This window comes from Phenylobacterium sp., from assembly GCF_004799395.1.
Lineage (GTDB): Bacteria > Pseudomonadota > Alphaproteobacteria > Caulobacterales > Caulobacteraceae > Phenylobacterium.
The window spans coordinates 1-26,951 of sequence record NZ_SSMZ01000078.1 but is presented as its reverse complement, the minus strand read 5'-3'; the positions used below and the strand labels follow the sequence as shown (position 1 = coordinate 26,951).

29 protein-coding genes and 2 pseudogenes are annotated in these 26,951 nt (G+C 67.4%); 7 read left to right on the top strand and 24 right to left on the bottom strand.

What is annotated here, in order from left to right:
* From E8A12_RS05315 to E8A12_RS05275, 9 genes are all read right to left on the bottom strand, one after another.
* Positions 1-553, bottom strand: a 553-nt coding sequence (locus tag E8A12_RS05315) for an alpha/beta fold hydrolase (RefSeq protein ID WP_293366780.1), incomplete at its 3' end; no start/stop codon positions are given.
* A gap of 66 nt (positions 554-619) precedes the next feature.
* Positions 620-1,051, bottom strand: coding sequence for a response regulator (locus tag E8A12_RS05310; protein ID WP_293366779.1), 432 nt, complete (start codon positions 1,049-1,051; stop codon positions 620-622).
* Between the two features lie 120 nt (positions 1,052-1,171).
* Positions 1,172-1,630 carry an NUDIX hydrolase gene (locus E8A12_RS05305; protein WP_293366777.1) on the bottom strand — a complete coding sequence of 153 codons (459 nt, stop codon included), beginning with the start codon at positions 1,628-1,630 and terminating at the stop codon, positions 1,172-1,174.
* Between the two features lie 2 nt (positions 1,631-1,632).
* A complete protein-coding gene (locus tag E8A12_RS05300; protein WP_293366775.1) occupies positions 1,633-2,649 on the bottom strand; it encodes an inorganic phosphate transporter in 1,017 nt (338 codons plus the stop codon).
* Position 2,650: 1 nt separating this feature from the next.
* Entirely contained in the window at positions 2,651-3,295 is a 645-nt protein-coding gene (locus E8A12_RS05295; RefSeq protein ID WP_293366774.1) for a DUF47 domain-containing protein, read from the bottom strand.
* Positions 3,296-3,317: 22 nt separating this feature from the next.
* Positions 3,318-4,934, bottom strand: a complete 1,617-nt coding sequence (locus E8A12_RS05290) for a Na/Pi cotransporter family protein (protein ID WP_293366783.1) — start codon at positions 4,932-4,934, stop codon at positions 3,318-3,320.
* Between the two features lie 146 nt (positions 4,935-5,080).
* Positions 5,081-5,539: a GNAT family N-acetyltransferase gene (locus E8A12_RS05285; protein ID WP_293366773.1), complete on the bottom strand. Its 459-nt coding sequence runs from the start codon at positions 5,537-5,539 to the stop codon at positions 5,081-5,083.
* A 2-nt stretch (positions 5,540-5,541) separates the two neighbouring features.
* Positions 5,542-7,395: a DUF885 family protein gene (locus E8A12_RS05280; protein ID WP_293366772.1), complete on the bottom strand. Its 1,854-nt coding sequence runs from the start codon at positions 7,393-7,395 to the stop codon at positions 5,542-5,544.
* Between the two features lie 118 nt (positions 7,396-7,513).
* Positions 7,514-8,038 (bottom strand): hypothetical protein, encoded by a 525-nt coding sequence (locus tag E8A12_RS05275; RefSeq protein ID WP_293366771.1) that lies wholly within the window; start codon positions 8,036-8,038, stop codon positions 7,514-7,516.
* Between the two features lie 115 nt (positions 8,039-8,153).
* On the opposite strand from E8A12_RS05275, the gene E8A12_RS05270 reads away from it, so the two are divergent.
* A complete protein-coding gene (locus tag E8A12_RS05270) occupies positions 8,154-8,447 on the top strand; it encodes a hypothetical protein (protein WP_293366770.1) in 294 nt (97 codons plus the stop codon).
* A gap of 18 nt (positions 8,448-8,465) precedes the next feature.
* Here E8A12_RS05270 and E8A12_RS05265 read toward each other — a convergent pair whose 3' ends face one another.
* The 6 genes from E8A12_RS05265 to E8A12_RS05240 form a co-directional block, all read right to left on the bottom strand.
* Positions 8,466-8,804, bottom strand: a complete 339-nt coding sequence (locus E8A12_RS05265; RefSeq protein WP_293366768.1) for a cytochrome c — start codon at positions 8,802-8,804, stop codon at positions 8,466-8,468.
* A gap of 249 nt (positions 8,805-9,053) precedes the next feature.
* Entirely contained in the window at positions 9,054-9,467 is a 414-nt protein-coding gene (locus E8A12_RS05260) for a JAB domain-containing protein (RefSeq protein WP_293366767.1), read from the bottom strand.
* Positions 9,468-9,524: 57 nt separating this feature from the next.
* A complete protein-coding gene (locus E8A12_RS05255; protein ID WP_293366765.1) occupies positions 9,525-11,222 on the bottom strand; it encodes a tetratricopeptide repeat protein in 1,698 nt (565 codons plus the stop codon).
* Between the two features lie 70 nt (positions 11,223-11,292).
* A complete protein-coding gene (locus tag E8A12_RS05250; protein WP_293366764.1) occupies positions 11,293-11,844 on the bottom strand; it encodes a hypothetical protein in 552 nt (183 codons plus the stop codon).
* A gap of 94 nt (positions 11,845-11,938) precedes the next feature.
* The gene (map, locus tag E8A12_RS05245) at positions 11,939-12,757 is read right to left on the bottom strand and encodes a type I methionyl aminopeptidase (RefSeq protein ID WP_293366762.1); all 819 of its coding nucleotides are present in this window, start codon (positions 12,755-12,757) and stop codon (positions 11,939-11,941) included.
* Positions 12,758-12,911: 154 nt separating this feature from the next.
* Positions 12,912-13,127: a hypothetical protein gene (locus tag E8A12_RS05240; RefSeq protein WP_293366760.1), complete on the bottom strand. Its 216-nt coding sequence runs from the start codon at positions 13,125-13,127 to the stop codon at positions 12,912-12,914.
* A gap of 96 nt (positions 13,128-13,223) precedes the next feature.
* Between E8A12_RS05240 and E8A12_RS05235 the strand changes: the two genes are divergently transcribed.
* Positions 13,224-13,976: a hypothetical protein gene (locus E8A12_RS05235; RefSeq protein WP_293366759.1), complete on the top strand. Its 753-nt coding sequence runs from the start codon at positions 13,224-13,226 to the stop codon at positions 13,974-13,976.
* Here the strand turns inward: E8A12_RS05235 and sfsA (E8A12_RS05230) are convergent.
* The 5 genes and pseudogenes from sfsA (E8A12_RS05230) to E8A12_RS05210 form a co-directional block, all read right to left on the bottom strand.
* Positions 13,973-14,458, bottom strand: a pseudogene (gene sfsA, locus E8A12_RS05230) (DNA/RNA nuclease SfsA); the annotation flags it as partial. The gene E8A12_RS05235 and the pseudogene sfsA (E8A12_RS05230) sit on opposite strands and share 4 nt — an antisense overlap.
* 108 nt (positions 14,459-14,566) lie before the next feature.
* Positions 14,567-14,980 carry a DUF4279 domain-containing protein gene (locus E8A12_RS05225; protein WP_293366757.1) on the bottom strand — a complete coding sequence of 138 codons (414 nt, stop codon included), beginning with the start codon at positions 14,978-14,980 and terminating at the stop codon, positions 14,567-14,569.
* Positions 14,981-15,000: 20 nt separating this feature from the next.
* Entirely contained in the window at positions 15,001-15,765 is a 765-nt protein-coding gene (gene sfsA / locus E8A12_RS05220) for a DNA/RNA nuclease SfsA (protein ID WP_293366756.1), read from the bottom strand.
* A 12-nt stretch (positions 15,766-15,777) separates the two neighbouring features.
* Positions 15,778-16,200 (bottom strand): hypothetical protein, encoded by a 423-nt coding sequence (locus E8A12_RS05215; RefSeq protein ID WP_293366755.1) that lies wholly within the window; start codon positions 16,198-16,200, stop codon positions 15,778-15,780.
* Between the two features lie 91 nt (positions 16,201-16,291).
* Positions 16,292-16,540: pseudogene (locus tag E8A12_RS05210) on the bottom strand (DNA/RNA nuclease SfsA); the annotation flags it as partial.
* 142 nt (positions 16,541-16,682) lie between these two features.
* On the opposite strand from E8A12_RS05210, the gene E8A12_RS05205 reads away from it, so the two are divergent.
* From E8A12_RS05205 to E8A12_RS05185, 5 genes are all read left to right on the top strand, one after another.
* Positions 16,683-17,474, top strand: a complete 792-nt coding sequence (locus tag E8A12_RS05205) for a competence/damage-inducible protein A (RefSeq protein WP_293366754.1) — start codon at positions 16,683-16,685, stop codon at positions 17,472-17,474.
* A gap of 68 nt (positions 17,475-17,542) precedes the next feature.
* On the top strand, positions 17,543-17,806 hold the full coding sequence (locus E8A12_RS05200) for a hypothetical protein (protein WP_293366752.1): 264 nt from the start codon (positions 17,543-17,545) through the stop codon (positions 17,804-17,806).
* A 182-nt stretch (positions 17,807-17,988) separates the two neighbouring features.
* A complete protein-coding gene (locus tag E8A12_RS05195; RefSeq protein ID WP_293366751.1) occupies positions 17,989-18,708 on the top strand; it encodes a P-loop NTPase in 720 nt (239 codons plus the stop codon).
* Between the two features lie 132 nt (positions 18,709-18,840).
* Positions 18,841-19,950: a hypothetical protein gene (locus E8A12_RS05190; RefSeq protein WP_293366749.1), complete on the top strand. Its 1,110-nt coding sequence runs from the start codon at positions 18,841-18,843 to the stop codon at positions 19,948-19,950.
* A gap of 140 nt (positions 19,951-20,090) precedes the next feature.
* On the top strand, positions 20,091-20,798 hold the full coding sequence (locus E8A12_RS05185; RefSeq protein ID WP_293366747.1) for a PEPxxWA-CTERM sorting domain-containing protein: 708 nt from the start codon (positions 20,091-20,093) through the stop codon (positions 20,796-20,798).
* Between the two features lie 77 nt (positions 20,799-20,875).
* On the opposite strand, the gene E8A12_RS05180 is transcribed toward E8A12_RS05185, so the two are convergent.
* The 4 genes from E8A12_RS05180 to E8A12_RS05165 all read right to left on the bottom strand — a co-directional run.
* Positions 20,876-22,867, bottom strand: coding sequence for a serine hydrolase domain-containing protein (locus E8A12_RS05180; protein ID WP_293366745.1), 1,992 nt, complete (start codon positions 22,865-22,867; stop codon positions 20,876-20,878).
* A 275-nt stretch (positions 22,868-23,142) separates the two neighbouring features.
* On the bottom strand, positions 23,143-25,347 hold the full coding sequence (locus E8A12_RS05175) for a TonB-dependent receptor (RefSeq protein ID WP_293366744.1): 2,205 nt from the start codon (positions 25,345-25,347) through the stop codon (positions 23,143-23,145).
* A 344-nt stretch (positions 25,348-25,691) separates the two neighbouring features.
* The gene (locus E8A12_RS05170) at positions 25,692-26,786 is read right to left on the bottom strand and encodes a branched-chain amino acid aminotransferase (protein ID WP_293366743.1); all 1,095 of its coding nucleotides are present in this window, start codon (positions 26,784-26,786) and stop codon (positions 25,692-25,694) included.
* The coding region (locus E8A12_RS05165) for an acetyl-CoA carboxylase biotin carboxyl carrier protein subunit (RefSeq protein ID WP_293366782.1) at positions 26,783-26,951 on the bottom strand (169 nt) is incomplete at its 5' end. The genes E8A12_RS05165 and E8A12_RS05170, both read right to left, overlap by 4 nt.

Here is a 26,951-nt window from a genome sequence, read left to right as displayed (position 1 = left end):
CCCGGGCGTCGCGCTGGGTGAGCATGCCACGGGCCGCACGGGCGAGGCCGGTGGCGTCGCGGTGGCGGGCGAGCCGGACCTCGGCGCTGGCGCGGCTGAGGTCCGGTAGGCCCTCGGCCTCGTAGCGTTCGGCGCGCTTGATGGCGTTGGCGTTCCAGCCGTCGCGGGCTTGATCGTTCTTGTAGCCGGGGCCGGTGTCGATGATCAGCAGCGCCCGGGTGCGCTGCGGATGGGCGCGATGGAAGGCCAGGCTCATGTAGCCGCCGAGGGAAAGGCCGCCGACGATCGCGTCCCGCGCGCCGACCGCGTCCAGCAGGGAGGCCATGTCGGCGACCGTCGCCTCTTCCGAATACTGCGCCTGGTCGGCCGGGTAATCGGAGCGCCCGTGGCCGCGCATGTCCCAGGTGATGACGGTGAAGTGCTCGGCGAGCGGAGCGATCTGGCCGTCCCACATCTGGCCAGTGGAGGAATAGCCGTGGGTCAGGATCAGGGTGGGGCCGGAACCGGCCACGTCGTAATGTATCGCAACCCCGTTGCGGTCCAGCGTGGGCATGGGCGTCTCCCGTCGCGGCTCTTTGGCGGCCGGCGGGTCAGCCTAGCGCGACGAACGCGCCTAAGCCTAGGCGGCGTTCGCGGCGGAGAGCTTGCCTTTAGGCGACTCGGCGGCGCGCTTGATGGCGTCCAGCAGGCCCGACACCAGGATCGGCTTGGAGACGAAGTCATTGAAACCCAGGGCGCGATAGTCCTCCGGCCGGCGGCTGAACACGTCGGCGGTGAGCGCGATGACCGGCACGTTTCGTTCCGGGCCGGAGCTCGCCCGCAGCCGCTCCACCGTTTCGACACCGCTCATGCCGGGCATGTGGATGTCCATCAGCACGACGTCGAAGGCCTGATCGGCCAGCAGGCTCAGGGCCTCGGCGCCCGAGGTGGTTTTGACCGCGGTATGGTTGAACGCGACGAGGATCTCCTCGACGACGCGCAGGTTCATCGGGTCGTCATCCACATGCAGGACGACGAGCGGACGTTCGAACTTGGGATAGGTCTGCGACACGAAACACCGCCCTATTCAGGCGGCAAGGGTGCCTCGCGAAGGTTTCGGTAAGACTGACATTCGCGGTTAATTCGTCTTAACCACGTATTTTCATCCACAGGCTGTGGATGATGCGGCGGCTCAAGGCTTGAAGGTGGCCAGCAGCACCATCAGCTCCGGCTCATCGACCCGGCGCGCGGCTTCGGGCGGCGGCAGCCACAGCTTTTCGCGTTGCCCCAGTTCAAGATAGGCTTCGGCCTCGGTTTCCACGTAGAGGGCGAAGACGGCGACGCGCACATGCTGCAGGCGGCCGTTCTTCAGGCGCTTGTCGTAGGCGTAGGATCCCACCGGGCGCTTGGAGATCTTGCCCTGGACGCCAGCCTCTTCGAAGGCCTCCTGGGCGGCGGATTTGGCAGAGGACTTGCCCTTGATCGGCCAACCTTTGGGGATCACCCAGCGCCTGGTTTCGCGGCTGGTGATCAGCAGGATCTCGACGCCGCCGGTCGCGCCGCGCCGCCACGGCAGGGCGGCGAACTGGGCGCGCGGTTCGCGGTCGGGCTCGTGGCTGGAGGGTTTCTCCGCGGCGTGGCGCTTGGGCATGCTCAGCCCCAGGTCCGGTCGGCCAGGCGCGCGAGCCAAAAGAAGCCCGCGCCCATCAGGCCCGCCACCGGCATGGTGATCACCCAGGCCCATACGATGCCGCTGGCCACGTTCCAGCGCACGGCTGAGACCCTGCGGGCCGCGCCGACCCCGACGATGGCCCCGGTGATGGTGTGCGTGGTCGAGACCGGCACGCCGATGTTGGTGGCGAAAAACAGGGTGAGCGCGCCCGCGGTCTCCGCGCAGAACCCCTGCTGTGGTGTCAGATGAGTGATCTTCGAGCCCATGGTGTGCACGATCCGCCAGCCGCCCATCAGGGTTCCCGCCGCCATGGCCGCCTGACAGGAGAGCACGACCCAGAACGGAACGTGAAACGCGCCGGTGAGCTTGCCGTGGGCGTAGAGCAGGACGGTGATGATGCCCATGGTCTTCTGCGCGTCGTTGCCGCCGTGGCCGAGGGAGAAGGCGGCTGCAGAGACGAATTGCAGCTTACGGAACACGCCGTCGGCGAAGGCGGGCCTAGCCTTCACGAACGCCCAGGAGACGATCAACACCAGCAATAACGCAAGCGCCAAGCCGAGCGCCGGCGAGACTACGATGCCGGCCACGGTCTTCCAGACGCCGCTCCAGACCACGGGGTTCAGACCCGCCTTGGCGATGCCGGCGCCAAGCAGGCCGCCGATCAGGGCGTGGGATGACGACGACGGGATGCCCGACAGCCAGGTGACGATGTTCCAGGTGATCGCCCCGCCGAGCGCGCCGAAAATCACCGCGTCGGAGACAATGCCCGGCGAGATGATCCCCTTGCCTACGGTCTGGGCCACGTGCTGGCCGAAGATCGCGAAGGCGATGAAGTTGAAGAAGGCGGCCCACAGGACGGCGTAACGGGCGGGCAGCACCCGGGTCGAGACGATGGTGGCAATGGAGTTGGCCGCGTCGTGCAGGCCATTCAGGAAGTCGAACGCCAGCGCCACGGCCACGAGGACGATGAGCAACAGGCCCGGACCGGCGAAAACCATCCTACAGGTGCTCGATCAGGACGGCGCTGATGCGGTTGGCCACGTCCTCGAAGCGGTCGACGACCTTCTCCAGGTGATCGTAGATCTCGGCGCCGACGATGTAGGCCATGGGGTCCTTGCGCGCTGGACCGCGATAGAGCGCCTGGATCCCGGCGTCGTAGAGGCTGTCCGAAATGTCTTCGAGCTTGGTGACCTCCTCGGCGATGGCGTTCAGCCTGCCGGCGTTTTCCCGCAAGGCCCGCAACAGGGGCACGGCCTCGGCGGTGAGTTCGGCGGTCTGGACGATCACGTCGCCGAGTTTGACCATGTCGGGCTGGAAGCTGCGCTGCTCGAATAGGATGATCGCCTTGGCGGTCTTGTGCATCTGGTCGATGGCGTCGTCCATGGAGGAGATCAGGTCGCGTATGTCGCTCCGGTCGAAGGGCGTGATGAAGGTCCGCCGCACGGCCAGCAGCACTTCGCGGGTGATCTGGTCGGCGTCGTTCTCGTGCCGCGCCACCTCGGCGCAATAGAGGGGCACAGCCTCGCCGCCGTTCAGCAGGTGGCGCAGGGATATGGCGCCGGCGGTGAGGGTTGTGGCGTGAGCCTCGAAGAGGTCGAAGAATTTCTGCTCCTTGGGCAGGAGCGCCTGGAACCAATTCAGCATGGGCGATCTCCGGGCCAGCGACTCATGCGCCCTTCCCCACGGAACGTAGCCGTGTCGGCAGCAGCGCGCCCATGGAAGTGAGCAGCGGATAGGCCGCGCCCTCGATCAGATGCGAATTGACCTGCTTCAGGTCGCGCAGCGCGTCGAGGTGCAGAGAGCTCGTCTCCACCGTGGAGACGTTGCCGGACTGCAGGCGCCCATAGTGGGCGGCGACCGCGTCAGCCTCGATGGCGCGCAGGGCCTCCTTCTCGGTCACCAGCCGGCGCGCGGCGTCCTCGTCGCCGGTGACGACGACAGACGCGGCCAGGCGGACGTTGGCGGTCACGCGGTCGACCAGGCGCACGAGGTCGGCCTCGCCCTCCGGCGAGAAGGCGACGCCGCGCTGCAGGCGGCGTTTGGCGACGCTCAGGAGGTTGCGGTCGATCAGGTCGCCGGCATGCTCCAGGTTGGTGGCGAAGGCCAGGATCTGGGCCAGGCGCTCGCCGTCGGTCGGCTTCAAGGTCGAGGGCGCGATGGAGATCAGATAGGCCTTGATGGCGCTGTTCAGGCTGTCGAGCACGTCGTCGAGCCGCCTGACATCGTCGATGTTGCCGCGGCTAGGCGTGGCGATGGCGACCCGCAGGCCGGCCAGCATGGCCTCCAGCGTGTCGGCCATGCGCAGGCTTTCGCGCGTCGCTGCGCCCAGGGCAAGCGCCGGCGTCTCGCGGAGAGAAGGGTCGAGATAGAGCGGCGCGCCAGGCGCGAGCCCCTCGTCCTTTTGCGGCAGCACGCGGACGATCAGTTTCGCGTAGCCGCCGATCCACGGCAGGAAGGCCGCCGCCAAGGCCAGGTTGAAGAGGGTGTGGAAATTGGCGAGCGCACGCGCCGGGCTCGGGCCGAGCTGGGCGGCGTAGGGGAGGAGGAACCGGAAGCCCGCGACCGCCACGACGACGCCCGCGACGCGGGTCAGAAGGTTGCCGATCGGCACGCGCCGGCTCGCGGGATCGGACCCGCGCGAGCCTTCCAGCAGCGGGTTGATCGCCGAGCCCAGATTGGCGCCCAGGACGATGGCCACGCCCGCGTCCAGCGGCAGCATGCCCTTGGCCGCCAGCGACATGGCCAGGAGCACCGTCGCCACGCTGGAGTGCGCCGCCCAGGTCAGGAGCGCCGCGCCGAGGATGGCCAGGGGGATGTAGTCGCCGGCGTGGGCCAGCAGGGCGTGCGCGTCGGGATTGGCCACCACCCGGTCGAGCAGCACCAGGAACTGATGCAGCGCGGTGAGCATCAGGCCGAGTCCGATCAGCACCCGGCCGAAGTCGCGTGTGGCGTCTTCCGTGCGCCGGAACAGCACGACGCCAGCCAGCACCAGGATCGGGGCGAGCGCCACGACGTCGAAGGAGAGCAGCTGGACGACGACGGTCGTGCCCATGTTGGCGCCCAGCATGACCGCCAGCGCCGGGGCCAGCTCCACCAGTCCGCCGGCGGCGAAGGCGGTGAGCATGAGGCCCGTGGCGGTCGAGCTCTGCAGGGCCACGGTGACCGCCGCGCCCGCGCCCAGCGCTTTGAAGCGATTGGACAGCGCCGCGGCCAGAAAGCCCCGAAGCCGGGGCCCGAAGGTGCGCTGCACGCCGGTCTGCACCATATGCACGCCCCAGAGCAGCAGGGCGGCGAAACCGGCGAGATCGAGGAGGGTCAGGTAGAAAGAGATGGCGAGACGACTCCGGCGGATTCAGAGGTCGAAGGGGGACCAAGAATGATCCGTGTTCGGAGTATTGCAACAGGCAAAAGCGCTCTCGGCTCGACGCCTCAGATCGCCTTGCGGTAGACGATGAAGCCGGAATTGTCGGCGACGTGGTCGTAGAGCCTGCGGGCGGTGGCGTTGGTCTCGTGGGTCAGCCAGTAGACGCGATGCGAACCGGCGGCGGCGGCGCGGGCGTAGACCGCGTCGATCAGCGCCTTGCCGACCCCGCCGCCGCGCGCCTCAGCGCTGGTGAACAGGTCCTGCAGGTAGCAGGTGAGCTCGATGGCCGTGGTGGAGCGGTGGAAAAGGTAGTGGACAAGGCCGATGAGCTGGCCGTCACGTTCGGCCACCAGAGCATGGACGGGCTCATGGGGGTCGAAAAAGCGATCCCACGTGGTGGCCACGATCTCTTCCGCCAGCGCCGTCTGGCCTTCTCGGCCATAGAAGGCGTTGTAGCCGTCGAACAGCGGCCGCCAGGCGGTATGGTCCTCGCGGGTGATCTCGCGGATCGTCAGCCCCGCCATAGCTAGAGGCTCACGACGCCGCCGGATTTCACATAACCGTCGACCACTTCGCCCAGCACGGTGAGCGGCACGGCGCCGGTCTTGACCAGGAGGTCGTCGAAGGTCCGCAGGTCGTATTTGGAGCCGAGGGCCGCCTTGGCGCGGTCGCGCAGGCGGTTGATCTCGGTGTGGCCCACCTTGTAGCCGCAGGCCTGGCCGGGGGTGCCGCAATAGCGGTCGATCTCGCTGGTCATGGACTCGCGTGTGCGGCCAGAGTTGTCCATCGCCCACTGCACCGCCTGCTCGCGGCTCCAGCGCTTGGCGTGCAGGCCGGTGTCGACCACCAGGCGCACGGCGCGGAACTTCTGGGCCTGCAGGTAACCCAGGCGGCCCGCCCAATCGTCGTCGTACATGCCCATCTCGTCGCCCAACTGCTCGGCGTAGAGGGCGTAGCCTTCGACATAGGCGTTGAAGCCCGAGATCAGGATGCGCACCAGCGGCAGTTTGCCGGTCTCGGTGAGGTAGGCGCCCTGCCAGGCGTGGCCGGGGATCGTCTCGTGGTAGGTCAGCGACGGCAGGGAGAACTTCGGCCAGTTCGAGGTCGATTTCAGGTTGATGTAGTACGTCGAGGGGCGCGAGCCGTCGATGGAGCCGGAGTTCATATAGCCCTGGCCGGCGCCGTCCTGGATGTCGACGGGCACGCGCTTGACGATCACGGGGGCCTTCAGTTTGAGGTTGAAGGCCTTGGGCAGCTTCGGCCGCACGCCGGCGATCAGGCCGTTCAGATAGGCGATCAGCTGCTCGCGTCCGGCGTCGGTGTTGGGGAACAGGTACTTCGGATCCTTGCCGAGCGCGGTCATGCGTTCGCCAACCGAGCCCTGGGTCAGGCCCTGGGCGCGCAGCAGGCCATCCATGCGGGCCTCGATGGCCTTGTTCTGCTCCAGGCCCATGTTGTGGACCTCGTCCGGCGTCAGGCTGGTCGTGGTGCCCTGCTTCAGGAGCCAGCGGTAGTAGGCCTCGCCGTTCGGCAGCCGCCAGACGCCGGCGTCGTGGCCGGACCTGGGCTGGAGGCCCTTGAGCGTGGCGAGCTGGGCGGAAAGCGCGGGATAGACCTCCTTCTCGACGATGCCGACGCAGCGGGCCTCATAGTCGCCGGAGAGGCCGGCTTCCTTGACCTTGCGGCCGAGCGCGGTGGCCAGGCGCGCCTGGGCCGCGGGGATGGCCAGCAGGCCTTCCTGCTGCCCGATGGCGTTGGCGAGGATGAAGTCCGGCGGGACGACGCCGAGGCCGGCGTCCTTGCGGACCCGCTCGGTCTCCTGGGTCAGCGCGCGGGCCATGGCGTGGACGCGGGCGAGGTAGGCGTCGGCGTCGGCCTTGGTCTTCACCTGGTGCTGGCTGTCGAGGAATTCCGGGATGCCCGAGTAGGCGCCCGACTGCTGGCTGACCACATAGGGACCGGCGCTTTCGCCGAGCGCCGACATCATGGTGTTCTCGCCATAGTCGAAGGGCGCCGCGTCCCGGCCGAGTTCGAAGGCGTACTTCACCACCGCCTTGTTGAGCCGCGCGGCGGGCGAGAGCGTCGCGTCGGGGAAGGTCGCGAGCTTCGCCAGGCCGGCGCGGCACCAGGCGCGGTCGTGGACGATGTGGGCCATGGACGAGTCGGAAAGCTGGGCCTTCAGCGCCGCCCGCTTGCCCACGTCGAGGCCGAGGCTGGTCGCTGTCTCCGGCGAGGCGGCGAGGTACTGTTCGGACACGGTGTCGAAATAGCGGTCGATCCCGGCGTCGCCCGGCGGGGAGCCAGTGGACTTGCTCTTGCTTGCGGCGATGAGGCCGGCGGCGGCGCCCGTGGCGAGCAGGTGGCGGCGGTCAAGGTTCATGCGGGGTTCGTCCGGAGATGAAGGGAGAGCTTGGCTGGCCGCGACCCTAGGGGCGCGCAGGGCGCGGGAGCAAGGCGCACCGGATTAACAAACGTACAGGTGCGACGGGCGGGCGGCGTCAGCTCTCGTCGCGGCCGAGCGCGCCGCCCTTTGACGTGATCCAGGTCACCAGGTCCCAGGCGTTGCGCACCGCGATCAGCAGCATGGCGACCACGCTGAAGGCGATCCCGCGCGCCGCCCATTCGGGCGCCAGCCAGGTCGCTGCGGCGGATGCGGCGAGCACCAGGCTGGCCGCGAACGGGGCCACGCCATACCCCCAGAGGTCGGACCAGTGGGTGGACCGCACGACGCCGCGCGCCAGCATGACCAACGCCCGGCCGGTGAACGCCAGGCAGGCCGCGGCGCCGGCCAGGAAGACGATCCCCGCGGCCGCGCCAGTCATCTTGGGCGCCGTCGCCAGCGCGCTGAGCGTCAGCACCATGGCCAGGTGCGCGACGGTAGGCGTCATGAACACGCTCGCCCCACGCAGTTGAAGCCCGCCTTCGCCGCCGCGGATCAGGGTCACGACGATGAACAGCAGGCCGATCAGCCCGCCGGCCGCGCCGCCGATCAGCAGATAGAAATCGTTCCAGCCCTCGAACATCGGCGCGAGCTTAGCGGGCGGACAAGGTCAACGGAACTTCATCCTATTCCTGAACGGGAGGTTAAAGCTGACGCCGGTATGTGGCGGGCTCGTTCGCCAGAAAGGCCTCCCCCACATGTCCGCCCTGAACCTGAACACCGTGACGCCGCCGCCTTCCGTCCAGGCCACGCGCCCGGTCGACTCGCCAAAGCCGCCGAAGTCTCAGTCGGACCACAAGCCGGTCAATGACGCGACGTCCTCGCGTGGTCCCGCGGTGGTGCTGAGCGGCGCGCTCGCCAAGCCGACCGACAAGGGAAACAAGAGCCCGTCGCAGGACGGGTCGTCACAGGGCGGCTCGTCGCAAGGCGGCGGTCAGCCGACCCAGACCAGCAACGTGGCCCTGGGCCAGCACGTCAACCACGTGCTCTAGGCTGGTTAGGCCTTCCGTCTAGGAGGCCGGCGGCGTGGCCGGCTGGGTCTTGGCCAGGTAGGCCACGATCTGGTCCGCCTCCGCATCCGAAACATCCGCGCCGCGCGCGACCATCTGGTTGACCAGGTCCTTCCAGTCGGCGGCCGTGTGGTGGCCCTGCAGGATGAAGCCCGTATCGTGGCACATGGTGCACTTGGCCTGGATCAGCGCCAGCGTCGGATCGGGCGCCGCCTTGTCCGCATCCGGGGCCGGCGGGGGCTGGCTGGGCGCCGGCTGACCGGGCGCGGCGGTCGCCAGCGCCAGCGTGCCGGCCAGGGTGAGCGCCGCAAATGCGAGCGTGGAGCGAAGGTGGCGCATGGAGGCTCCTGGGCCAGGCGATGACTGTCAAATGCTCCCCTAGCATGGTGGCGAGCCGGGCAGAACAATTCCACGCGGCCGTGGGTTGGGGCTCCCAAAGGAGCCACGCATGGACACGCCCAAGGGCCTGCGAAGGCCACATAGGATCGCCGAACTTCTACCTGTCTTTGTCGCATTGCTGGCTGTGGCGACGGCCGCGGCGATGGCCTTCCTCCACATCGCTCAGACAAGCGGCTGACGGGACGCGGCTCAGAACAGCCCCAACGCCGTCAGGCCGGCCACGCCGTCGCGGGCGGCGATCAGGTGGTCGTGGATGGCGATGCGCAGCGGCCGCCCGGCCTCGACGATCTGGCGGGTCATGTCGATGTCGGCGGCCGAGGGCGCAGGGTCCTCCGGCGTCGCGCCCAGGACGGCGGCCAGGGAGCCGAAACGGGCCCGGAGCTTCTTGGCCAGCGGCTTGTCGTCGCCGCGAGAGATGGCGCGGAACAGGTAGACCCCCAGCAGCTCGTGGTCGGGCAGGACGGCCAAGCCGCCGGCCGCAACGCGCCCGCGCAGCCGGTCGCGGCGCCCGAGACAATACGGCCGGTCCTTGCGCGCACGCCGCGGCGCCAGCCACAGGTCGGGCTGGGCGCCGGCGTTTTCAACCGAGAGCGGGACGTCCATAGGAGAACAATGTTCGCCATGTGTTCCAAATTGGCAAGGCCCAGCTTGGAGTGCGCCCTAGGTCAGGTCGATGGAGACCTTGGCAAGGTCGCCGCGCCAGACCTTGCGGGCCTGGGCGAGATCCTTGGCCGCGTCGGCGGTGTGGCCTTGCTTGGCCTCGGCCTCGGCGAGGACCCTGAGCGCCAGGGCGTCGTCCGGCCAGTCCTTGAGGCTGGCGCGCGCTTCGCGGACCGCGTCCTGCGGCCTGCCGGCAGCGAGATCGGCGGCGGCGAGGCTGCGGCGCACGGGGTACCACCAGGGCGGCGGATCGAAGTTCTTGGCGGCGGGGTAGGTCTTCTCCTGTGACGCCGCGGCGCGCTCGAACAGCTCGGCGGCCTGGGCGTTGTCGTGGCTGAGGAGAGCGGCCCGGCCGGCGAGCACGTCGCCGGCGATGCCGGAGATCGCCATCGCCTGTACATCGCTCGCCGTCTTGGCCTCAGCGCCCAGGGCGGTCACCGTTTCGGCTTCGCGCCGGACGCCGGCGGTGTCGCCGCCAGCGGCGTAGGCTTCGCCCCGCGCGTAGTGGCGGTAAACCCGCAGGATCAGCTTATCGCCGGCCTGATCTGTGAGCGCGAGCGCACGGGCTGGTGCGTAGCGCCCGTAGGCCACCATGCTGCGGGCGTCGACGGTGGTGCGGCGATCCGGCGCGCTTTCGCTTCGCGTCAGCCCCGCGGGAAGCATGACCTTGGCGTTGTCGGCGCTGGCCGGAAAGGCCACGTCGCCGTGGTCGGCGTACTTCAGCGCCAGCTTGGCGTCGCCGGCCATCAGGGCGCCGGCCAGACCGAAGGTGTAGTTGTGCAGGTAGTACATCTGGCTCGACAGCGGGCCGACGTAGCCCAGCCGCGCCTCGGTGTCGGCGTCGACCTTCAGGGCCTCGGCGTCGACGATGGCCACCTGCTCGTACTGGCCAACGTGCATCAGCGTATGGGCAGCCATGTGCACCAGGTGGCTGGCGCCGGGCGCCAAGCCGGCCAGCCGCTCCGCATAGGGCAGCGCCGCGGCCGGGCGGCCTTCGAACTCGGTAGCGTGGATGTAGTAGTGGATGGCGGCGGTGTCGTCGGGATGACGCGCCAGCACGCCCTTGATCAGCTCGTCGGCGCGGGCCACCGCCGTGGGATTGCCGCCGCGGCCGGGGATCATCAGCGCCTGGGCCGCCAGGTCGGCGATCTCGTCGTCGGCGGGGTAGCGGCGGGCGAGGTCGTCCATGGCCTTGCCGAAGTCGAGGTCGCGGACCAGCGGCTTGTCCTTGGCGGACCGGACGATGATTGCGTTGATCAGTCCCTGGGCGCGGGCGTCGCCCGGCTTGACCAGGGCCTTGGCGTGCTCGGCGTGGCTGAGGGCGAGGGCGGTCTCGTCCTCGGTGACGCCGTAGTTCAGTGTGGGGCCCAGGCCGAGCGCCACGCCCCACTCGCAGAGCGCGCAGCTGGGATCCAACTCGGCGGCCTTGGCGAAGGCGGCGCGGGCCTCGTTGTGGTTGAAGGCGTGGTAGAGGTTCAGGCCCTCGTTGTACCAGGCCTGGGCCTGGGCGTTGGAGGTGTCGGCCGGGGAAGACCCGTTGCCGACGCCGCTCAGCATGACCGCCTTGACCGCCGTGGCGACGGGGCCGCGATGCTCCGCCCCGCAGATGTAGCCGATGCCCAGCTGGGTGGCGTCGGCGCCCACGATGGTCGGGACGGCCAAGGCCAGCGCGGCGATGGCGGCGGCTGCGGCTTTCATGGCGGTCCCTCTCAAGGCGTTGGCCGCGAGGGTCGGGCCTTTGCGGTGACGGGGCAAGGGCGCAGCAGCGTCAGTTGTCGTATTCGGTCGCCTCGTCGCGTTTGCAGGCCTTCGCCGGCTCCGGAGGGGCCGTGTCGACCCGTGTCCAGCAGTCGTGGAAGACCGAGCAGTAGCAAACCTCCATCCGCCAGGTCTTGCTGGCGTCGTCGAGCGGGTCCCACCAGCGGGCGTTGGCGTCCGTGCGGGTCATCTGGAAGATGAACTGGCTTGAATTGGCGGGGATGAATCGGGTCGGCGTGGTGTTAGTCAGCGGATAAAGCATCTTGCGGATCGCCTTGAGGTCGCCGCCACGGCCGACGGCGTCGGCGATGAGGTCGTCCAGAGACCTGGCGTATCGGCCGTCGCGCAATCGGACGCGGAAGCTTTCTTCGTGGGCTGGCCCGACGCCGTTGTTCACGAAACCGATCGAGAGGCGCTTCTCGCCGGTCGGCGTGGCGTCGCTGCGGTCCTGGTCGAGATAGGGATAGGTTTGGGCCTGCAGGGCTTTATCGGCGTCGTGGCCATTGTGGACGGCGATGAAGATCGAGCAGACCGAGATCACCAGGGCGGAGATCGAGGTCACCCACTCCAGCCACGCTGGCAGCCCGCCACCGCCGTGTCGGTGAGGCGCATCAATTTCCGGCGGGTCGAAACTCACAGGGGCGTGGAGGCGCCGCCTAGGCGCTGATTACCGGTGGCTTGAAGAGGCCGGTGGGGGAGCCGGTGAAGACCTCATAGCCGGTCTCGGTGACGCCGATGGAGTGCTCGCACTGGGCGGAGAGCGACTTGTCGCGGGTGACCGCCGTCCAGCCGTCGGCCAGCAGCTTCACCTGGTGTTTGCCGAGGTTCACCATCGGCTCGATGGTGAAGAACATGCCGGGCCGCAGAAGTTCGCCCGTGCCGCGCTGGCCGAAGTGCAGGATGTTCGGCGCGTCATGGAAAACCTTGCCCAGCCCGTGGCCGCAGAAGTCGCGGACCACCGAGCAGCGCATGGACTCGACATACGATTGAATGGCGTGGCCGATGTCGCCGGTGCGCGCGCCGGGCTTAGTGGCGTCGAGACCCCGCTGGATGGCTTCGTAGGTGACGTCGATCAGGCGCTTGGCGCGCGGAGCCACGGCGCCGACGCCGTACATGCGGCTGGTGTCACCGTGCCAGCCGTCGACGATGACGGTGACGTCGATATTGACGATGTCGCCCTCGCGCAGCACCCGCTCGCCGGGGATGCCGTGGCAGACCACGTGGTTGGCGCTGATGCAGACGGTCTTGGTGTAGCCGCGGTAGCCCAGGCAGGCGGGCAGCGCGCCGTGATCGAGGATGAACTCGCGGGCCAGGGTGTCGAGGTGGTCGGTGACCACGCCCGGGACCACATGCGGCGTCAGCATGTCCAGGCACTCGGCGGCCAGCTTGCCGGCCACGCGCATGCCCTCGAAGTCCGCAGGGCTGTGGATCTTGATCTGGCCGGTGCGGAAGTCGGCGTCGAGGGTGTCGGTCATGAGGTGCGTCGCGTTCCAGGGGTCTGCCCTATGTCGCAACGATACCACGAAAGTTCAACGCTCGCCTAAGAGGCGGCCAGAGGGCACGCCGGCAGCCGCGCATTGACGCCGGCGGCGAGCGCCTCGGAACGCGCCAGGCTCCGCGCCACCGACGTCAGGGCGTCTGGCGCAGATTGCTCCAGACCACCTGCGCCACGCCCACCAGGGCGAGGATCGCGCCATAGACCACCCAGTGCGGGTCGCCGACCATGAACCCGACCTTGAAAGCCAGGTTCAGGCCCTGGAGCACCCAGACCCCGCCCATGCAGACCAGCAGGACCCCGAGCAGGCTCGAGACAATCCGCATGACGATGTTGAAGACGTTGCGCATGGGTCCTCCCGACCTCATTTCGTGGGCGCGAGGATGCCCCGGGCGGGCGAAAGCCACAATCGCGTAACGTCGGCTCGCCGACACAGGGGGGCTGGCATGGCGGGGCGACGGCGTTTCGGGGTTGCGGGTGTCGTGGCGGCGCTCGCGGTCGCTATCGCCGGCGGGGCCGGGGCCGCACCGGCCGTCTGCGCCTTCGCCGCGCCGCCGAAGGTGCTGCTCTCCGAGGGCGACGCCCACGCCAAGGGCTCGAAGCTCCTGCAGGTATGGGATACGCCCGACGCGCCGGTGCTGTGGTCGCCGGCCGAGCCGGACGGCTACGAGGCGTTCCTGGCCAGGGCGATGCGGCAGGAGACCACCGATCCGGTTCGGCTGCTCGACCAGAACCCCTACGCCAACAGCCACCTGGTGGCCGCCAACGCCGCGGCCTGGATCGCGCCGGCCAACTGCCTGGAGATGCTGCTCTACCAGGCGCAGGACCAGCGCATCGAGACCTTCACGGCGCCCACAGAATTCATGGCGATGGTCCTGCGCTCGCCCGACGGCGCGCGGCTGCGGGTCTATTTCTACAGCATCAACCAGGACGGCATCGGGCGCGCGACGCCGGTCGCCGATCCTGCGGAGGCCGACTTCAAGGCGGGCTGGACGATCCTGGCCGGCCTGCACAACCACAACTTCCACCCGGGTGACCCCACGCTGAACGGGCCGGTGGCGCCCAGCAACCCCGACGCCAAGTTCAATGCGACCTTCGCCGCCGAGGCCGGGATGCAGGCCGCCTGGATCACCAACGGGGTTTCCACCGCCCATATCCCGGCCGCGGCGTTCGGCCGGTTCGAGACGGAGGGGCCCTAGGCGGCGGCGAGGTTCGCGCCGGCCCACGGCACGGGCGCGGCGATCCGCACGGCCTCGGTCGTGATCTCACAGTCGTAGGCGAGGACCTCGACGCCACGCGCCGCGGCCTCGGTCAGACCCCTGGCGTAGGCCGGGTCCAGGTCGGCGCAGGCGGAGAACGCGTCGCAGTCGGTGCGCTGGATCACGAACAGCATCACCGCGCGCTGGCCGGCCTCAACCATGGCGGTGAGTTCACGCAGGTGCTTCAGCGAGCGGGCGGCGACACAGTCAGGGAACTCCGCCAGGGTCCCTGTGCGGCGCAGATGGCAGTTCTTCACCTCCAGCCAGCAGGGCGGCCGATCCGGCGCCTCCAGCAGGAAGTCCACGCGGGAGTTGGCGCCATAGCGCACTTCGCGCCGGTGGGAGGCGTAGCCCGTGAGCTCCGGGAAATGGTCGGCGGCCAGCGCCTCGGCGACCAGCCGGTTGGGGTGCATGGTGTCAATGTAGGAGAGAACTATCTGGAAATTATATATAATAATTCCAGATACTTAGTGGTAATTCGACTCTAGTGCGACAGGTTGCACCCCACGCGCCCGCTCATCGGCGGGCCGTCAAATGGCTTCAGGGCCATAGAGATCGAAGTCGAGTGTGAGTCCACGTAAGCCGAGAGCTTCCAAGGTCTTGGGGCTAAGGGCGATGCCCTCGTTCCCCTCCCGCATGAACAGTCCACAGAACACATCGGCTCGAAAACGAGTTGAGAGCGTCTTCCAGACCGCCATGTCTTCGGTAAGGCCGGAAAGTAGCTCTGCGACCTGACCATCAAGGTCGCCCGGCGTTCGACGCTGGACTGTCCGCCTCCACGACCCCTTACGTTCGCGATACTCGCTACCGTCCCGCAAGATGCGGACATCGCCCTTGCGGTCGGCGTGAGTCGGAGTTTGACCGAGTAGAGCCGTCACCTCGTCGGGATCGAGGTCTTCTCCGATGAAGCGGAGCGTTGCGTCAGTCTCATGAAGTTCGCTCATCCACGCCGATTATCACGGATTTATACCATCGGAAGGCGATGAGTTATGTTGATGCCGTGGCGATCCATCTCACAGCCATAGACAAGAGCTTCAACGCCGTTGGCTGTGGCTTTTCGCAGATGATCGCTGAAAACTGGGTCGAGATCGGCAGCCAACGAGAAGCGGTCGCAGTCGTTTCGCTGGACGACGAACAGGACGACGGCCCGCTCTCCGGCTTCTACCTTGGCCCGCAATTCGGCGACGTGGCGAAGTGCTCGTTCCGATACGCAGTCTGGAAATTCAGCCAATCCATTCCCGCGATGCAAAGTCACGCTTTTGACTTCCAGCCAGCAGGCCGAACGGTTCGAATCTTCGAGCAGGAAATCAACCCGGCTCGCCGTGCCATAGCGGACTTCCGCGCGAACAGACCGGTAGCCTGACAGTTCGGGAATGGCTTCTTGTTTGAGGGCTTCAGCGACCAAACCGTTCGCCCGCATAGTGTTTACGCCGACCAACGCCCGAGGTGCTGTAACCTCCGACAGCATGGTGTTGATGCCGCAGGTTACAAACCCGCCCGAAATCTCGTTCGGAACCTCCACCAGTTCCCATGTGTAAGGCAGCTTGCGCTTGGGATCGGGCGACTTGGACAACCAGCAGGTCAGGCCGGGCATGTTCAGCCCAATCATCGCGCCGGGGTTGGGGCAGTGGGCGGTGATTTCCGTGCCGTCATCGAGCACGATGTCCGCGAGGAATCGCTTGTATCGTTGGATGAGGCGACCGCGAACCAGCGGCGTCGGGAAATCCATTTTCCGGAGGTCTCAGAGTTTCAGAAGGAGGCGGCGTTCATCCGCGTCCGTAATCAGTTCGGCGAGACGCGCTTGAGCCCCCTTGGCAGCTTCGACGACGCGCAACCACTTAGGATCACTGAGTATCGCGGCGTTGTCATAGTCATCGCCGCGCGGGGACTTGTAGGCTTTCGCGATGGCATGGAACTCCGCAACCGCCGCAGCTTCGGTGGCGGTAATCAGCCCGTGTTCTATCCAACCGCTGTAGCCAAGCGCGGTTTCATCCAACCCGATGTCGTCGAAGTAGCAGCACATGATTTCGACGAACGACCAATTTGGATTGGTGTTCTTAGGGTCGAGCCATTTGGCGCGCTGAGTGTCGATGTCGGCGAACTCTTGAATCGAGCCCAACCAGTTGGGTCGCCAATGCTTCCGAAGCTCAACGTAGTCAGTCATTTACGCCCCCTCTTTGCGAGGCTAGCTTTCATGCCTCGTCGGCGCAAATGAAGCCGCGAAAGCGCGGGGGCGACGAAGCTGTAAACGGCGACAGCATGGTGTTCAAGCCGCCCAGGCCGCCGTCGGCCTCCACCAGTTCCAGGGTGTGGGCGAGCTTGCGCTTCGGGTCTTCGGATCGGGAGACGTAGGCCTGCAGGCCCGGCGTCTTGAGGCCCAGCATGGCGCCGGGGTTGGGGCAGTGGGCGGTGATCTCCGTGCCGTCATCGAGGGCGATGTCGGCGAAGAAGCGCTTGTAGCGGCCGAGCAGGGTCCCGCGGGCGAGGGGCGAGGGGAAGAGCATGATGTTCCCAGTTGGAGCGAGGCGCGCCCGTCCTTAAGTCGGCAAGGGCGAGTCGGCCACGCACCAATCCGACCGAGGGCTGTATGGCTTTCGGGTTCCGTTCAAGGATGCCTGAGGGGGCCTGGGTGTGCTAGGCGGACGCATGGCTGAGACTTCCTCCGAACGCGTCACCGCTGCGGTGCTGATCATCGGCGACGAGATTCTGTCGGGGCGGACGCAGGACACCAACCTGCGCGACATCGCCAAATATCTTGCCGTCCACGGGGTGGACCTGACCGAGGCGCGGACCGTGCCGGACGTGCACGAGGAGATCATCGCCGCGCTGGATGCGCTGCGGGCGCGCTACGACTACGTGATCACCACCGGCGGGATCGGGCCGACGCACGACGACATCACGGCCGATGCCGTGGCCGCCGCGTTTGGGGTCGAGCTCTATGAGCACCCGGAGATCATCGAGCTGATCGAGGCTCGGGTGCGGTCGCGGCCCGGCGCGGTGATGAACGCGGCGATGCGGCGCATGGCACGCGTGCCGGTGGGCGGAGAGCTGGTGCGCAATCCGGTCTCCGGGCCGCCCGGCTTCACCATCGGCAACGTCTTCGTGCTGGCCGGGGTGCCGTCGATCATGCGCGGCATGCTGGAGGACGTGGGACCGCGGCTGCGCGGCGGGGCGGTGACGGTGTCGCGCACGGTGCGCGTCGAGGGCTCCGGCGAGAGCGTGATCGCCGCGCCCCTGGAAGCGGTCGCCAAGGCGCATCCGGCCATGTCCCTGGGCAGCTATCCGTTCTTCGACGGGACCCAGTTCGGCTCCAACCTGGTGCTGCGCGGGCGCGATCCGGAGGAGCTTTCGGCCACGGTGGCCGAGCTGGTCGCGGCGCTGAAAGCTGAAGGCGTCGCCAGCGTCAGGGAGATGGAACCCGCTGAGGTTGCAGCTTGATTTGATGGCGGGGCGCCCATCGGCTATGGCTTCGGATCACGCGATCTTTAGGAGAGTCCTCTTTGTTCATGAGTGCGATGCTCGCCGCCACCGTCCTGATGGCCGACACCACCCCCGCGGCGGCGACGGCGGCGACCGTGGCGGCCAAGCCAGCCGAGGCCGCGGCCGCGCCGGAGGCCAAGAAGACGGAAAAGCCGAAGCTGATCTGCAAGACCGAGGCGGTCATCGGCAGCCTGATGCCGAAGAAGACCTGCTACAGCAGCGATGAACTTTCCCAGCGGCAGCACGACGAGCGTCAGAACCTCGAGAGGATCCAGCAACTGTCGCACTGAGCGCGGTCCTCGGGCCGCCCATGCGAGATCGCGAGCCAAGCGGCCGCACCGTGCAGCGGACTGTCATCGCAAAGTCACTTTGCCCTGTGGATAAGCCTGTGCATTAATCTTGATCGCGAGAGCGTTCGGGGGCGGACGCCCAGCGCCCTGCAAGGGGGCGCGGCCTGTTTGGGGGGCCTCGGGTGAAGACATTGGCGGTGATGTCGCGCAAAGGCGGGGCCGGGAAGACCACGGTCGCGGTCAATCTGATGCTGGCGGCGCGGGCCTCGGGCGTGAAGGCGGTGCTCGCCGACGCGGACCCGTTGCGCTCGGCCTGCGAGGTGCTGCGCGACCGCGACGAGGTGGCGGGCCTGTTCTTCGAGACCAGCGCCTCGAAACTGTTCGCGCTCACCGAGGCCTGCCGGCGTTCGGGCGCGGACCTCCTGATCATCGACACCCCGGCCGCGCCGGAGGCTGACGTCGCCGAGGCGGTGAAGGTGGCCGACCTGTGCCTGGCCGTGTCGCGGCCCAGCTATCTCGACCTGGCCGCCGCGGTGCGCTCGGTGGCGATCATCCAGCGGCTCGGCCGCGAGGGGATGATCGTGCTCAATCAGTGCGCCACGCCGCGCAACGGCGTCGAACCGCCCTCGGTGGTGAAGGCCTTCGAGGCCCTGCGCTTCGCCGGCCTGCCGGTGACCCCGGTGGCGCTGCGCTCACGACTGATCTACCAGACCGCCTTCGCCCAGATGCGCTCGGTGCTGGAAATCGACCAGAAGGGCGCCGCCTCGGCCGAGGTGCGGCGCCTGTTCGAGCACGTCTGGCGTGTGATCACCGGCGAGGCCCGCGCGCCGCTTCGCACCGCCAACGACGACCTGGGCCGTCCGGCGGGACGCCCCGGCGGCCTGGTGTTGCGCAACGCATAGAGATCGATGGCCGGGTGTTCAGCGAACGCTGGACTTCGATTAAGGGCCTTTTCGTCTTTTCGCGTCAGACTTCGCCGGAAATGGTGAAGCTTCCCCTTTCCGCCCTTTCCGCCCTTTCCGGGAACTGCTGACGTGGCCGAGACCTACCGCAGCATGCGAGCGCTGGAGCGCACGGCCTCCACCAGCCGCGTGCTCAACCTCGCGGCCCTGGCGGTGAAGCACGCCGAGAACCCGGAACACTCCGCGCACCCGCTGTTCATGGCTCCGGCGCTGAACGCCGCGGTGATCCTGAAACACCGGCTGCGCACCAACGAGATCGCCACCGTCTCCACCCGCCATCGCACCGCCACCAAGCTGATCGTGCCCTTCGAGCGGTCGGACCTCAGCCTCGGCGGCCGCTCGCTTTTCGTCGGCGACCGCGGCTGGATGGAGAGCCTGCAGGAACTGGCCGGCGACAGCTTTGACCTGGGCCGCGACGCCGGCGTGCTGGAAGCGCTGGACGAGCTGCCGTCCCTCGATCCGTTCCTGCTGCGCGAGCATATCAAGCGGCGCGGGTTCGAGGTGTCCGAGACGCATTTCGAGATCTCGCCAGGCGACCTGGCCACCATGCAGCAGTTCGTCGGCGCGGAGATCAGCCGGCTGATCGACCTGGCCTACAAGGGCCGCTCGTCGAGCGAGGCCAACACCGGCCGCCTCGTCGAGGCCCTGCTCTCCACCCGCAACGACGAGCGGCTGGAGCCGCTGCGCCTGACGCTGCGCCTGGAGGGCGACAGCTACCGCGAGGGCATCTTCGCCTGGAAAGGCTTCCTCTATTACAAGTGGGTCCTGAACAGCCTCTGGCCGAAGCTGCGCGAGGTGCTGGTCGAGCTGATGACGGTCAAGACCGTGGGCCCGCGCGATTTCGAGCACGAGTCGCTGGTGCGGACCATGAAGGTCAGGCTGCACGACAACATCGAGCGCCAGGTGAAGTCGGTGGCCGACTACCTGCGGATCTACGACGGCGTGTTCATGGAACTGACCAGGGACGGCAACGCCACCGCCTTCCGCGACTTCCTGCTGCGCTCGCCGGAGATGCTGGTGGCCCTGGGCGAGGGAACCGGCGTGGTCAGCCACATCGCCTCCTTCTGGCGGTTCCGGTTTCCCAAGGGCAAGCCCCTGGAGGCCAACGTCGGCGAACTGCTCGACATCCTGCAGGACTTCGAATCGGGCCTGGGCGGGGAGACGCCGGCGATCGCGGCCTGACGGCCTGAGGCCACGCTTGCGGCTGGCGCGAAATCTTCGCGGCTGATGCGAGCTAAACACCTGAAATGCGAGGACGATTGCCCCGGATCAGCGGTCGCGCTTGATGGACGCCGACGCTGTCATTTTGGGGAGTCTTCGACATGTTCAATCCACGTTCGATCGCGCTGGCCGCAACGGTTCTGGCGGGTGGGTTCGTGTTGGCGACCGCTGGTGTGGCCAAGGCCTCGGGCGTCGATCCGGAGCTGTTCGCGCCGAACTACACCTTCCCGAACGGATCCCTGGGCTTTGAACTGGTGAGCCACGGCGGCCCGATCAATCCCGGCGTGATCGTCGGCTTCAACCCGCAGCCTGACCCGCCTGGCGATGGTGACAACGGCGCGCTGATCGCGCTGCTCCACCCCGCGGACCCCGAACTGATCAGCCCATCGCTTGGCGGCGCCTTCACTTTCACGCTTGCGCTGCAGGGACTGGGCGACGGATCGGTGATCCCATTGCCTGGGGCGCCGAATTCCGACGGCTTCACAAGCCTGCGCGACGAGATCGACGGTCACGTCATCTCCATCACCCTGCAGTTCGGGCCGGATCAGGTGAACCCCGAGACCTGGGGCGGCTTCAACCCGCAACCGATACCGCCGGGCGATGTCCTGGACGGCAGCTTCCAGTTCGCCAGCAACGTCGATCCGTACATGGGCTTCCAGATCGACGTCGACGGCGCTCCCTTGAGTTTCAGCCTCGCGCCCGGCGTGCCGGAGCCCCAGGCCTGGGCCCTGATGTTGCTGGGCTTCGGCGGAGCCGGCGGGGTGTTGCGCTCACGCCGGCGGCGGCGGACGGCGACCGCGGTGGCCTGAGCCCACGGCTTAAACCACCGCCAGCGCGCCGCCGGACAGGCCTCGTCCCGACGGGGCGCCCGATCTCGATCGGAGCTCTAGTAGTTCAACCCGGGCGTGACGAGCTGCAGGCTCACGACGAACCATGCGAAGGCCAGCAGCGCGAGCATGGTCACGGTGACCGACGTCTTGGCCCACCAGCTCCGTCCGCCCTCGGTCCAGACACGGACGACGTTCCAGACCGACAGGCCGGCGCCGACGACGCCCACCAGGCAGAGCAGCTGCAGCAGGCGCAGCCAGACATCCAGCGGATCGTCGAACAGGGCGAGCTTGGTCCCGGCCGCCTGAGCGATGACGACAAAGCCGCCGAGCGCCAGGAGATCGACCAGAGCCGTGATCCGCACGGCGCGGTAGAGCTGGGCGGTGCGTCCCGATAGGGGGAAGGTGCGACCATAGCGTCGACGCACCACCGCCTGGATCGGCCAAAGGGCCAGCAGCAGCAGCATCACACCCACCATTCCCCCGAGCAGCGGCAGGTTCCAGGCGGAATTGGCCGCGAACGGCACGGGCTGGAACATCATGATGGCCGCGAGGTCGTCTTCGCTGAACCCGGTCACCTTGCCGTCTTTGACGACGGCGGCGAGGGTGTGCTTGCCGCTGGCGTCCTTCCAGACGAAGGGGCCGACCTCGCGCCAGACCAGGGGCGCGCCTGAGTCATCCTTGAACGCGGAAACCACCAGGGTGGCGTCCTTGTTGGCGGTGACCTTGACCTGACCCAGCAGGCCGAGCAGCCGCAGGAATCCGGTGTCCACCCGGCGGCTGGACCAATAGACGCCCTGCATGAGAGCCGCGTCGGTCTTCGCCGTGGGGGCTGTCGCGAGCTCCGGCTGGGGCGCGGGGAAGTAGCGGTCCATGAAGCCGCTCAGCAGGTTCTGGCGGACATTCTCGACCAGGCCATCCTTGCCGGCGCTGTTCATCGAAATGAAGATGCCGACGTTGTCGTTGAGCAGCAGGTGCAGGTCGGAGTGGAACGCGACCGTATCGCCGCCGTGGCCGACGATCACGTGGCCGTTGCGGTCCTCGTGATAGAACCCTAGCGCCATGCCGTTGAGCGGCGGCGCATATTGCCGCTGCGGTGCGTGCATTTCCTTGGCGGTCGCCTCCTGGAGGATGCGGACCGCGCCGAACTGGCCGTTGTTCAAGTGGGCGATCATGAAGCGCGAGACGTCGTCGCCGGTGGTGGCCAGGCTGCCCGCCGGCGCCGGACCCACGAACTCGTAGGATTGCGCCGGTCCGGACGCCCGAAGATAGCCGGACGCCATTCCGGCCAGCAGGTTCGGCTGCAACGGCTGGGTGAAGCTCGAGTGGTCCATGCCCAGCGGCGCGAAGATGTGGCGGGCGACGTACTGGTCGAAGGGTTCGCCCGAGGTGCGCTGAACGATGTAGCCGGCCAGCGCCGCGCCGTAGTTGGAATAGGCCGGGACCTCGCCAGGCGGGAAAATGCGGTTGGGCGTCCAGTGGGAAATGAACTTGTCGAGGGGAAGCAGGGCTTTCGCGTCGCCGGGGAACAGATGCTTGATGGTCTCGGCGAAGCCCGCCGTGTGGGTCATCAGGTCGCGCATGGTGACGGGCTTGCCGTCATAGGGCGGGATCTTGAAGTCCAGGTACTGGTTGACGTCGGCGTCGAGGTTGATCTTGCCCGCCTCGACCTGCTGCATCACGGCGGTCCAGGTGAACAGCTTGGACACCGAGCCCGGCCGGAACAGCGTACCCTTGGGATCGACCGGGCGATGGGACTTCACGTCGGCGTAGCCGTAGCCCTTCTCGGTCAGGACCTGGCCGTCCTTGACCACCACAACCACGGCCCCGGCGATATCGGCGCTGGCGAGCGCATAGGGGATGTAGCCGTCGAGCCAGGCGTCGACGTCCTGTTGCGTCAGCGCCGGGGCCGGCGAGGGTGCGGCGGGCGGCGCTACGGCGGCGGCCGTCGGCGCCTTGGCCGGGGCGGCCTCCTGCGGAACCTGGGCGCTCGCGCTCGACGCGAAGACAAGGGCGGCGGTCAAGGCGCCGATCATCGATCTCAGCTTCATCGCCATATCCCCAGAGTCTTGTCAGGCCGCGTCGGAATTCACCATTTCAGTCCCACGAATTTTTCAAAAACAGAAATTAAATTCAGGCAATGCGAAACTTGAGGGCCGGCTGTCGACGCGCGGGAACATCCCATAGCTGCACCGAGCCTAAGGCGTCGTCGAGGGTCTGACTGCGAGGCATGGCGCCAGGCGAGAACCTTGCGGTTCCCGTCCGGCGCCCACCATCGATGGTACGCTCTCCAGCGAAGCCTTCTGAACCCGCTCGGAGCCCTCGATCAGTAGGTCGCCGAGAGCGAGATACCGATCGTGCGCGGCCGGATGAGGCCCGCCTGAAGCGCGCCATTGGGCGTGGAGCCCTGGCCGCCCAGGGACAATATCCCGCGCTCGTCGCCCAGGTTCTTCACGTAGAGTTCGGCGCGGTAGTTGTGCCAATCCAGGCCGCCGCGAAGATCGACCGCGGTGTAGGACGGAACCGAAACCTGGCCGATGGTGGCGTTGAAGTCCGAGCGACGCCGACCCTCGAAGCGGACGCTGGCGCCCACGAACGCCCGCACGTCATCCGACACCGGGCGCCCATAGTCGGCGCTCAGCGAGCCGCTGACCGGCGCCGAGTAGGGCAGGCGATCCCCGTCCTTGCCGCCGAGAAGCGCAGGCGTGTCCGCCGTCAGGTTCGCCTGGGTGTAGGCACCGTTGCCCGACAAGGTCAGGCCGGTCGTGGGAACCCAGGTGAAGGCCCCTTCCACGCCCTTGCTTTCAGCGGATCCGCCGTTCACGTTCACGCCGAGTCCGTCGACATCGGCCAGAAGCTGGATCTTGCTCCAGGTGATGTAGAAGGCCGTCAGCTCAACGGAGACGGTCTTTTCAAAGAGGTCCGATTTGACGCCGGCCTCGTAGTTGATGATCGAGTCCGACTGGAAGGTGCGCGGGACCGCGGCCGGCACCAGCGGGTTCAGGGCGTTGGGGCCGCCCGGACGATAGCCCTTGGCGACGCGGGCATAGAGCGTCGTGTCGTCACTCAGCTTGTACTTCGGCGCCACGGCGAAGGTGAACACGCCTTCGGACGAAGAGCCGCCGACCGTGGAGCCTGGGCCGACGAGCAGGCCCGTCGTCACCTGCGACTCGTCTTGTTTGTTGCGGCTGTATCTGCCGCCGACGGCGACATCGAACTGGTCCGTGAAGTGGTAGTCGCCATTGGCGAAGACCGCGTACTCCGAGTAGTCGGAAGGCAGCGAGATCACTTCCAGCCCGCCGAAGCCCGGCACGACCTGCGGCGGGTTCACGAGGCTGATCGCGCTGAGGTTCTGGTTCAGCTGATTTTGCTCGTGAGTGTAGAAGGCGCCGACCAGCCATTCGAACGTCTGCGACGGGGAAGCCAGCCGGATTTCCTGCGTAAACTTCTGCTGCTTCAGGTCCTGAAGGACGTTGGCGCCCAGCGGCTGCCTGAGAGCTCCTGAGAGCAACGGGCCGTACATCGCCGTGGCGTCCTCGTTGGAGTCCTGGCGAAGCGTTGCGTAGCTCGTTGACGAGATGAGGCTGGCCGGTCCGAAGTCGTAATCCTCGGTCGCGTTGTAGATGCGGTAGGCGACCTTGTTGGGCGAAGCGAAGGTTCGGCTTTGCGTGAGGTCGCCATAGAGGGGCTTGAGCGTCACCGGGTTCACGTCCTCGGTCGAGGTGCCGGTGCTGGAAATGTCCTGTCCGACCACCGAGAGCCGGACGGTGAACTTGTCGGTGGGCTTGTAGAGGAAGCCCAGCCGAAGGCCGCTGTAGTGGGCGGAATTGATGTCCTTGGCGTGGCGCAGCGGGTCATCGATGAACCCGGGCTGATCGCTGTAGTAGGCGCCGATGCGGACCGCGGCCGAGTCGCCGAGCGGGGCGTTGAAGAGACCTTTGACCGACCCGCCTGCCGACCCCGATTCAGTCTCGTCCCCGTCAACCTCGATCTTGCCGGAATAGCGGGACGGGTCTGGCGCATTGGTCACGAATTTCAGCAGGCCGCCGAGGCTGCTGGCTCCATAGAGCGTGCCTTGGGGTCCGCGCAGGACCTCGACCCGCTGCATGTCGAAGGTGTCCAGGTCGGGCGCCAGGACGGCTCCGTTCGCAAGGCCCGTCACCGAACCGTAGGGCGTTTCGTCGACGTAGGTCCCGATCGTGGCGCTGACCCCGCCGGCGTTGATCCCGCGCAGCACCAGCCGGGTCGCGCCGGGCTGCGATGAGATCAGGTTCATGCCGGGTACGGTGGTGACGTAGTCTTCGAAGGTCACCGCGCGCTTCACGTCGAGCGAGTCCCCCGAAATGGCCGTCACCGACTGGGGGACGTCCTTGAGGTTTTCTTCGCGCTTTTGGGCGGTGACGATGACTTCTTGGACTGTGGAGCCCTTGCCGGCATCGGCGGCGGCGTCCGCAGCATAGCTCGCGACTGGAAGGGCAAGGGCGGCGAATGCGGCCCCGGCAAGCAAGCTCAGCTTGGTGACGGCGTTCATGGAGATTCCCCTGCTATTTGTTGGGTCGATGATGACAATAATTTTGCAGAAGTGGCAAACGCTTTCCGATTCTGCATGTGGCCGGAATTGCCGCCTGGCCGGCCGACTTCACGACGCGCAGAACCGGGTCCGAGGACGGCTATTGACGGTCGGATGGGGGATGGAGCCCGGATTCAGCTCTGGGCGGATCGCCTATCTGGCTATGGACGCGGCGGCCGGCTGGTTGTCCGCTCCGCCCGGCCGGAAGCACGCAGAAGATTTCGCGACGCCCGGGACGACCCTCCCTACACCGCGCCTCCGGATCGTTTGGCGCGTCGGCGGTCCCGCGCTGGCCACGCTGGCGATCAGGTGACCGGATGGCGCCAGCCGTGAGGATCTCCGGATCGACCGCGCTGGATGTCTGCAAGCTCCGCGCGAAGGGAGCCGGTGAGCTGGCCTTCCTGGCCGTCGCCGACGATGAAATCGCCCTCCCGGCTCCTGACCTGGCCGATCGCCGCGACGACGGCGGCTGTGCCGCAGGCGAAGACTTCACGCAGGCGCTTCGAGGCCGCGTCTTCGCGCCATTGCTCGATGGAATAGGCTTCCTCGCGAACCTCGAGGCCGCGCGCCCGGGCCAGCGTGATAATCGCGGAGCGGGTTATCCCGGGTAGGATCGTGCCGCCGAGCGGGGGCGTTCGGACTGAGCCATCTTCGAAGACAAAGAAGATGTTCATGCCGCCGAGCTCCTCGACCCAACGCCGCTCCTTGGCGTCGAGGAAGACCACCTGGTCGCACTCGTGCCGAATGGCTTCCGCCTGGGGAAGAAGGCTGGCGGCATAGTTACCGCCGCACTTTGCCGCGCCCGTCCCGCCTGGCGCGGCGCGGGCGTATTCGTCGGAAACCCAGACCGACAGAGGCTTGGCCTTGCCCTTGAAATAGGATCCGACGGGGGAAGCGATGACGACGAACAGATATTCCGACGAAGGCTTCACACCGAGAAACACCTCGGTGGCGAACATGAAGGGGCGCAGGTAAAGGCTTCCGTCGCCATCCGGAATCCAGGCGGCGTCAATGCGCACGAGCTGCTCCAGCGCCTCGACGAACAGCGCCTCAGGCAGGATCGGCATGGCGAGGCGCGCCGCCGAAAGCTGAAATCGCCTGGCGTTGGCAGCCGGCTGGAACATCAGCACGCCGCCGTCGGCGCCGCGATAGGCTTTCAGGCCTTCGAAGATTTCCTGGGCATAATGCAAGACGGCGGCCGCCGGATCGAGAGCGATGGGCCCCCGCTGCCGCACCTCGGGATCATGCCAGCCGCGGGATTCGGAGTAGCGGATGGTGACCATGTGATCGGTGAACACCCGGCCGAACCCTGGGTCGGCGAGCAGCTGAGCGCGCTCGGTCTCGGGGACAGGCGTGGGGCTGGGATGGACGAGGAACGTGGGGAGCGAGTCAGCGATCATGAGGTGGCCTGTTTCTCGTTTGTATACGTCGCTATTGCGGCGTCGGCTTTCATCAGGATCAGCACCGCGCCTTCGCTGACCTGGGCGCCGAGGGTCGCCGACACCGCCTCCACCGTCCCGTCGAAGGGGGCCGTCAGTGCGTGTTCCATCTTCATGGCCTCCAGG